Here is a 2,878-nt window from a genome sequence, read left to right on the forward strand (position 1 = left end):
AGATAAATGAGTCAGAAGAATTTGTTTCTTGTACAGTTGACTCGACATCTATATTAGGGTTTTTTGCAACAATCTCCCCAGACTCATTTACTTCTGCAGGAATAGCATCTGGAATATCTGCACTTGTTGTTTCTGGTGTATGAGGTACAATGACACCTTCCTCATTTACATCTGCACGAATTGTATCTGGTATTAAAGGTTCATTTGACTCTGTTTCAATTGGAGTTGAAATTTCTTGTTGTGGAATATGTGTTGAAGTTTCCTGTTCTGGTTGTATTTCTTCTCTTGAAATATCCATCGGAATTTCTTCTGTTGGGATGTCTTGTTGTGGGATATCGGATGGGATTTCTTCAAATGTTTCATGATCTGGTAACACTTCCTCTAATGGAAGTTCTTGTGTTGGTACTTCTGTTTGAATCTCTTCATATGCCTCCATATCGCTTGAAACTTCTTCTAGTGGCATTTCTTGTTCTGGTACCTCTTGTTCTGGTACTTCTGGTTGTACCTCTTCGTATACTTCTATATCAGTCGGAATATCTCCTAATGGTACCTCTTGTTCTGGCACTTCTGGTTGAACTTCTTCATATCCCTCTATATCAGCTGGCATTTCCTCTCCTGTTGGAATTTCCTCATCTTCTAAAGATACAAGTTCTGGTTGAACTTCCATTTCTGATTCTCCTACTTCTGTTCCTTCTTGTTGTTCTTCCATTTCTTGTTCTAATGCTTCCTTATCTAAGCTGATAAGGTCTTGTTGCATTGGTGCCTCTTCTTCACCTGGTGTCGTTTGTTCTTTTCCTTCCTCTTCCTGCTGTGGTAAATTCCCATCTTTATCACGATCCTGTAAGGAAATAAGGTTTCCTTTCTTTTGATTTTCCTCTTTTTCTTGTTCCGTTTGATTATTTGGTAAATCATTCGGTATATTTGCTTGCACTAACGGGTTGGCTTTTGTCTTTTCGTCGTCTGCCCCTGTATTTTCTAACTGGCCGCCTGCCGCCGCCAATTCAGCCGCGTTGTTAAAATGCATCCCCATTTTGTCTCCAATATAAGACATTGTATTTCCAGCGTACTCTTTCCCCTTATCTACAAAGTTTTCAGTCATAAGAGATATATTTGTGACCGTTTCATACACGCCACGTGCTCGACTAAAGGCCGCCACAATATTTCCTCTAAACAGGTAACAAAGAACGAAAACAAGAATTTGGAAAATCATTGTAGACACATATCCTGCAACGCCCGCTTCTGGTAACACATATAGTAGTTCTGCTACTGTAAAGATGATGACCAGCATAACAGACATAAATATTTTTAATGCTAATGGGCGTATCCATTGTGAAGCCCAGCTTTCAATTACTCTGCGGTGTCCTGGCAATAAAGCCACCGCCATGACGATTGGTGAGATAATACTCATGACAAGGAACCATAATTGGAATGCTACAATTAGTAAGCAAAACGCAATTACTGGAACACCTGCGAATGTATTCACAACATAATACATGACTGTAAATACAAGGCGCTCTCCTACAGAGGAAATAACCATCATTTGGTTTCCTTGATCCTTTACCTCTTTTTGTACTATTTTTATACGATCTTCACCTGGCGCTTTTGCCAATAATTCATCTACTCGTTTAGCTCCCAATTTTTCTTTTGAATCTTCCCCATACTGTAGAAACAAATATGGTCGTTCAACTAACAAATCCCAAATCTGCTTTTTCACTGAAAAGATTGCATCCGCTTTGGAACGTCCTGGATCACCCGCAACCGTTCCTGTTGCTTTTGCTAATACCGTTACACTAATTTCAGAACTAATCGTATTTGCACTCTTTAAAATCGCACCTGCATTTCCAATGTACGTAACAATAAAAGCAATAACCAAAACTGTTTTTACTAACTCACTTAAACCTTTTGAGGGCTGGCGCTTAATAAAGAAAATATAGCCCGCATAACAAGCCGATAACACACAAGCAATGCCGATAATTGCTGGGAATAGTCCAGAAGATGAAAAACCACCTTTTCCAATACCAGCGATATTTTGCATAGCCGCACCTAATTTATCCGCTACGGTATCTACAATATCCAGGTTCAATGCTTGATCGACTAAAAAAATTGTTAACTGGCCAAGTATTACATTTAACTGAAACGCCATATTGGCAAGCCATTGACATGTTGTATACAACATTCTTTGCAAGTCTTTTCCTACACTATCATCACCAAATAAGTATCCACCAACTTTTTGAAACACGTTCTTATCTTCTTCCTTTGGTTGATATGTGTCGATTTCGTAATACTTATCTTTGTAAATCCCATCTGTGTACCCACTAAATAGATTTTCAGAGATTCGCGCTCCTTTTTGTTCCTGTTTTTCTTCTGTTTTTATATCTTCCGCTAGGGCCACATGGGACCCTAACGGTAGTAAGAAGAATGCAAGAATCATACAAATAGAGAAAAGTTTTTTCATTCCTTTTGCCCCCATTTATGGACATGTACAGGTTTCACATCTCCCACAATTGAATTAAGACTATTTGTTGAATCCCATGCCCATTCATAATTTTTCCACTTATTATCCTTTTTATCTTTAACCATTCGGAGGTATAACCCCATTTGAGCCTTTTCTACAGGATCATAAAATTTTATTCTGTAATAAAATTCATCCTCGCCCTCTTGTAAATCATATCTATACAAATCGTAGCGCTCTTTCATTTCTTTACTAATGTCTGGATTTTTTACTCGATCCTCTCCAAAATCATATTTTTTGTACTGTAGTTCATTTAATTTTTTTCGGTCCATTTCAATATATGCCTTTAAATAAGCAACTGCGGCTTTATCTGATTCTTTCATATCACGTTCTTTCTGACTTTCTTGTTGATTCGCATTGCTTTTC

At 37.9% G+C, this 2,878-nt stretch carries 2 protein-coding genes; both read right to left on the reverse strand.

What is annotated here, in order from left to right:
• A partial coding sequence (locus ACQGS6_RS25770; RefSeq protein ID WP_426965828.1) for a CD3337/EF1877 family mobilome membrane protein occupies positions 1 to 2,455 on the reverse strand: 2,455 nt, incomplete at its 3' end.
• Positions 2,452 to 2,878, reverse strand: a 427-nt coding sequence (locus tag ACQGS6_RS25775) for a hypothetical protein (RefSeq protein ID WP_426965829.1), incomplete at its 5' end; no start/stop codon positions are given. The genes ACQGS6_RS25775 and ACQGS6_RS25770, both read right to left, overlap by 4 nt.

The sequence above is a fragment of the Bacillus sp. GMs2/2 genome (assembly GCF_050172095.1).
In the GTDB taxonomy this organism is placed as follows: Bacteria; Bacillota; Bacilli; order Bacillales; family Bacillaceae_G; genus Bacillus_A; species Bacillus_A cereus.